The sequence below is a fragment of the Psychrobacter sp. T6-1 genome, assembly GCF_052258445.1.
Window position 1 is genome coordinate 1 of the sequence record NZ_JBQQFC010000160.1, and the last position, 5,507, is coordinate 5,507.

A 5,507-nucleotide genomic window follows, 5' to 3' on the forward strand; every position below is an offset into this window, starting at 1 on the left:
TTAGGCATAAAGGTATAGGTGTAATATGCGTTTATTATAAAGCATCTATCCCAACTTTACAGTCCTAGGTTTACAGGCCTAGCTTTACAAGGAGTCAGGCCGCCTAAGCTGAGTATTACGTTAATAGGAGTTTAGAGGCTAAAAGATTGATTTAATATCAAGGGTTTATATGCGCCAGCATTCAAGGTATGATAATGAGCAGTCAAAGTTGGGTGATTAATGATAGTGCTTTATCTAATATTTACTCGTATCTTGTTCAGATACTAGTATTTAGCAAGACGTTATTACTAGGTAGATGCAAATAGCGCTGTTTTTTTTAAGCCAAATCGGTATAATTTAGCCCAATTTAATCTTTGTTGTTTAGGTTCGACTTATTGGGTCGATAACTCTTGAGACTCATCAAGAAAATTAAAGGGTTAAAAGGCATTAAACCCTTTGACCAATACCAATAAGAACGACTTAGCCTCTCATTCGCCTCACCGTAAGACGCTGGATATATTAGTCATGAACCTGTTTGGATTTTTATCAAATAATATCGCAATCGATCTCGGTACTGCGAACACTTTAATTTTTATTCCTGGCAAAGGCGTTGTGCTCGATGAGCCAACCGTCGTCGCCTTGCGTAGCAATCGTACACAAAATCCTACTGTAGCAGCTGTAGGTCTTGACGCCAAGCAAATGCTAGGTCGTACGCCTGCCAATATCACCGCTATTCGCCCGCTAAAAGATGGCGTGATTGCTGATTTTGAAGTCACGCAAAAGATGCTTAAGCACTTTATTGCCAAGGTAAAGGCCAAGCGTTTTATGGCGCAGCCTAACGTTGTCGTTTGTGTGCCTTGCAAATCTACTTTGGTTGAGCGTAAAGCCATTCGCGAAGCAGTTTCATCAGCAGGCGCAAGCAAAGTACTACTGCTTGAGGAGCCGATGGCGGCGGCAATTGGTGCTGGCATGCCCGTTCACGAAGCAAGCGGCTCTATGGTCGTTGATATCGGTGGCGGCACGACAGAGATTGCAGTTATCGCGCTATCAGGCTGCGTGTATGCCGAATCGATTCGCATCGGTGGTGATATGTTTGATGAGGCTATTATTACCCATGTGCGCCGTACCCATGGCTGCGTTATTGGTGAGACGACTGCTGAGCGTATCAAAACAGAGGTGGGTTCAGCACTCAACGAAGACAGTCAATTAGAAGTAGAAGTGCGTGGACGTAGCATGGCAGAAGGCGTGCCCAAGACCTTTACTGTCAATTCAGAAGAAGTGCAAAAAGCCCTAAGCGATCCATTAAGCGGTATCGTCAGCGCTGTAAAAGCAGCGCTTGAGCAAACGCCGCCAGAGCTGTCATCAGACATCGCTGAGCGCGGTATCGTACTGACGGGCGGCGGCGCTCTGTTACGTGATTTGGACAAGCTTATCTCTAGAGAGACGGGTCTACCAGTGACCGTAGCCGAAGATCCTTTAACGTGTGTGAGCCGCGGTGGTGGTATTGCTCTTGAATTTATCAATAACAAAAGCCTAAATATGATTTTTGTATAAACGTTTTTAGCTTTTTTTAAATCTAACTAAGCATTTATTAAAGGTAGCCTGCTGTGCTGCCTTTAATGCCATCAACCCTGCTCTAAATACCTGATATTAGATCCTTATGACCCCAAGTATTTTTGCTCGCCAGCCTTTGTCACTGCGTATCACTGCAATTGCACTGATCGTCGCTTTGATATTGATGTGGTTTGATAGCAAAAATCCAGAATGGTTCAATCCTGTGCGTAATATCAGTCATGCAGCGATGCAACCTATTTACGAGTTATCTATACTACCAAGCTATGCGGTGCACTGGGTGTCAGGTCGCACTGAGTCAAAAGAAGTGTTGCGCCGCGAAAACGTACAGCTCAAATCACAACTACTGCATGCACAAGCCAAATTACAGCAGCAAGATTATATCTTAGCGCAAAACGCGCGCTTGCAAGGTATCCTGTCAACGACCAAGCCTGAGCAGTTTGACCTCAATCTGGCTCAGGTCATTGGTACTGATACCAACTTGCTTAAGCAGATTGTTGTGCTTAATAAAGGCAAGCAAGATGGCGTACAAGTGGGGCAAACGGTCATTGACGAAGACGGTATTTTGGGTCAAATCATCAACGTCTACCCCAATACCAGCCGCTTGTTATTGATTACCGATGAGCAGCAGTCTGTTGCGGTCACCATCAAGCGTACTGGCCAGCGCGCTATTGTCACAGGCAAGGGTATACCGACTGCACTACATCTCAATTATGTGTTCAAAACCTCAGATGTCCGCGTGGGCGATGAGCTGATCTCATCTGGTTTAGGCGGACGTATTCCAGCAGGGTATCGCGTCGGGCGCATTGCTTTAATAAAAGACACGCAAGCGGATAACTTTAGAAGTATCGAGGTGACGCCCGCTGCCAACTTCGTTGACAATGCTTATGTACTCATTTTGCAAGATAAAATGACAGATACTCAGCGCTTTTCACTACCGCAGACGGACGCCACGCTAAATACTGAGCCAAATATTGAAATAGGGTCTACAGACAATATGGCGGCGACTAATGAGACTTTGCAGCCAACCACCAATTAAATCGGTATCGAACAAGCATATAAACTTCTGCTCTGATTTATAGCGGTTTTGGCCATCACTAACCAATGATTGCTATACAACTGATGTAGGTAAGCTCATGGCGTATCCAGATTCTGAACAACCCACCTCTCTTTTGCTACTAGCAATCGTTTCAAGCTTCGTTGTCGCCTCCTCACTTGTGGTCTATCCCCTTAATTCAAGCATGGCAACCTTGCGTCCTATGGTCATGATCATGGTGCTCATATTTTGGTTGCTCTTTCAGCCGCGTTACGTAGGGGTTTTTACCGCTTTTCTTATTGGTATTATAGCCGATTTGCTTATGGATACGCGCTTAGGTCAGCAAGCATTTGCAGCGGTTGTTGTCGCCTTTTTTACTAAGACAAGTAGCATCTATATCAAAGAGCTTAGAACGAGCAGCGCTTGGTTGTTAGCATCAGCGGCGCTTATAATATTTCAGCTCAACTTATGGCTACTTCAGATGTTTACCCAAGGCGTGTTTGTCGCTCAATCTGCGTTCTCTTTACTGATGAGTATCGTCAGCTGGCCATTAGTATTACTGATATTACGCAAATTTGTACGTTAAGACGTCTCAAGCTTTTAAACTTCAAAAATAAAGAGAGCAGTGATGGATATCATTTTGGCTTCAGGATCGCCGCGTCGCCGTGAACTATTAGCGAGTGTCTCACTAGAGTTTAGCGTTATGGCGGTAGATGTTGATGAAACGCCCAAAGACAATGAGTCGCCAACCGCGTACATCGAGCGTATGGTCGCCATCAAAGCGCAAGCGGCGATAGCGCAGCTTAGTGTTGAGAGGAACAATGCAGGCGATAATAAAGCGTTTATTATTCTAACTGCCGATACCATTGGCGTATTACCTGATGGTCAGACGGTACTGGTCAAACCAAGCGATTATGCGCACGCTTGTAGTATGTGGCAGCAGATGTCTGACAATACTCATGAAGTTTGGACTTGCGTACAGGTAACCCACGTTTTATTAACCAAAAATAAGGGTCAGGGCAGCGAGATAGGCACTACTCAATTGGATATAAAGCTAGTAAGCCTGCACCAAATTATGGAGCGTACTCAAGTGACATTTGTTCCATTAACTCAAGATATGATGAGCGCATACTGGAACACCGGCGAGCCTGCTGACAAAGCTGGGGCTTATGGTATTCAAGGATTAGCAGCTGCTTGGGTCACTCGTATCAATGGCAGCTATACCAATGTCGTCGGCTTACCGCTTGCACAAACGCTTGCATTAATTGATGATATAAAAAAGTTGAATTGATAGCTATGGGTTGAAGTGCACATAATGATACGCAGGGTTATGGGCAAGGCTCAGCCCCATTTGCTACACTAGAGCCTATTTCGTTATTAAATAAAGAGAACAGAGGTTATGTCAGAAGAGCTGCTAATCAATATCAGTCCTATGGAATCGCGCGTAGCAGTTTTAGATAGTGGAATACTGGGTGAGATCTATATTGAGCGTCATCATAAGCTAGGTCTCGTTGGTAATATATATCTAGGTACCGTTGTACGCGTACTACCAGGAATGCAAGCGGCTTTTATTGATATTGGTCAGTCGCGCACCGCCTTTTTGCACGTCAACGATATGCAACGTTTGCCGTCAACGAGCACAAAAAAACCTGCAAGCGAAACCATCAAAGACACCGCTGACAATATAACGACCACTGACGATAGTGAAGCGCTAACAGATACTACCAAAAGTAAAACAGCTATAGCAGCAGAGAGTCTCGCCATGTCGCCACCAGTGGTGAGCGCGCGCAGCACAGATATCACGCCTGTCTCCGCCAAAGTGCTTATTCAGCACCGCTTACATGAATCTCAGCGTATTCTTGTACAAGTCACCAAAGATCAGCTCGGCAGTAAAGGTGCTCGATTAACGACTAATATCTCTTTGCCTTCGCGTTACCTAGTGTACCTGCCATCAAGCGATCATATCGGTATATCACAGCGTATCGATGGGGAGGAGGAACGTACGCGTTTAAAGACTGAGCTGACAAGCCTTATGCAAACGGTCAATCTAAAAGGTGGACTCATTGCGCGTACTGCTGCCGAGCGCGTACCTGTCGATAAGCTAGAGGAAGATATCTACTACCTAGTACAATTGTGGCGTACTATTTGCGCGCGTCACAAAGAGTCCACCGCTCATCAAAGCTCAGAGCTGATTTATCAAGAGCTATCATTACCGATACGCGCTATCCGCGATTTAGTGCATACCGATACCGAAAAAGTCATCATTGATAATAGTCAGATATATGAGCAAGTACGCCACTTTGCCAAATCTTTTGTGCCTTTTATTTATGATCGTATTGTTCACTATACCGCAGAGCAGGCGCTGTTTGATGTGCACCGCGTCGAGGATGACCTGCGTGATGCCCTAAAACGCCGCGTTGATCTCAAGTCAGGCGGTTATCTGATTATTGATCAGACCGAAGCTATGACGACCATTGATGTCAACACCGGCTCATTTGTAGGTGGTCGCTCCTTAGAGGATACGGTTTACAAAACCAATTTAGAGGCCACTCATGCTATCGCCCGCCAGCTGCGTCTGCGTAACTTGGGCGGGATTATCATTCTTGATTTTATCGATATGCTCGAGCAAGAGCATAAAGACGACGTACTTGAGAGCTTACAGTCCAAGCTTGCACAAGATTATGCCAAGACCAATATCACTCAAGTCAGTGAGCTTGGCTTAGTTGAGATGACCCGTAAGCGTACCCGTGAGTCGCTAGGGCAGCAATTGTGCGAGCCTTGTTCGACCTGTCAAGGACGCGGCTTTATCAAAACCGCAGAGACGGTATGCTTTGAGATTTTCCGCGAGATTATGCGCTGCGCTCGCACTTATAATTCCCCAAAGAAGTTCACCGTAGTCGCTCATGCAGCAGTCATAGAT

The 5,507-nt window shown here is 45.5% G+C and carries 5 protein-coding genes; all 5 read left to right on the plus strand.

Annotated features, from left to right (window positions below; genetic code table 11):
• Positions 1–495: 495 nt before the first annotated feature.
• Complete coding sequence (locus ACTXGO_RS09075) at positions 496–1,533, plus strand: rod shape-determining protein (protein WP_317200661.1); 1,038 nt, start codon at positions 496–498, stop codon at positions 1,531–1,533.
• Positions 1,534–1,639: 106 nt separating this feature from the next.
• The gene (mreC, locus tag ACTXGO_RS09080; RefSeq protein WP_443542574.1) at positions 1,640–2,590 is read left to right on the plus strand and encodes a rod shape-determining protein MreC; all 951 of its coding nucleotides are present in this window, start codon (positions 1,640–1,642) and stop codon (positions 2,588–2,590) included.
• 97 nt (positions 2,591–2,687) lie between these two features.
• Entirely contained in the window at positions 2,688–3,173 is a 486-nt protein-coding gene (gene mreD / locus ACTXGO_RS09085; RefSeq protein WP_443574143.1) for a rod shape-determining protein MreD, read from the plus strand.
• A 42-nt stretch (positions 3,174–3,215) separates the two neighbouring features.
• Positions 3,216–3,878, plus strand: coding sequence for a Maf family protein (locus tag ACTXGO_RS09090; RefSeq protein WP_443574145.1), 663 nt, complete (start codon positions 3,216–3,218; stop codon positions 3,876–3,878).
• Between the two features lie 108 nt (positions 3,879–3,986).
• A partial coding sequence (locus tag ACTXGO_RS09095; protein ID WP_443574147.1) for an Rne/Rng family ribonuclease occupies positions 3,987–5,507 on the plus strand: 1,521 nt, incomplete at its 3' end.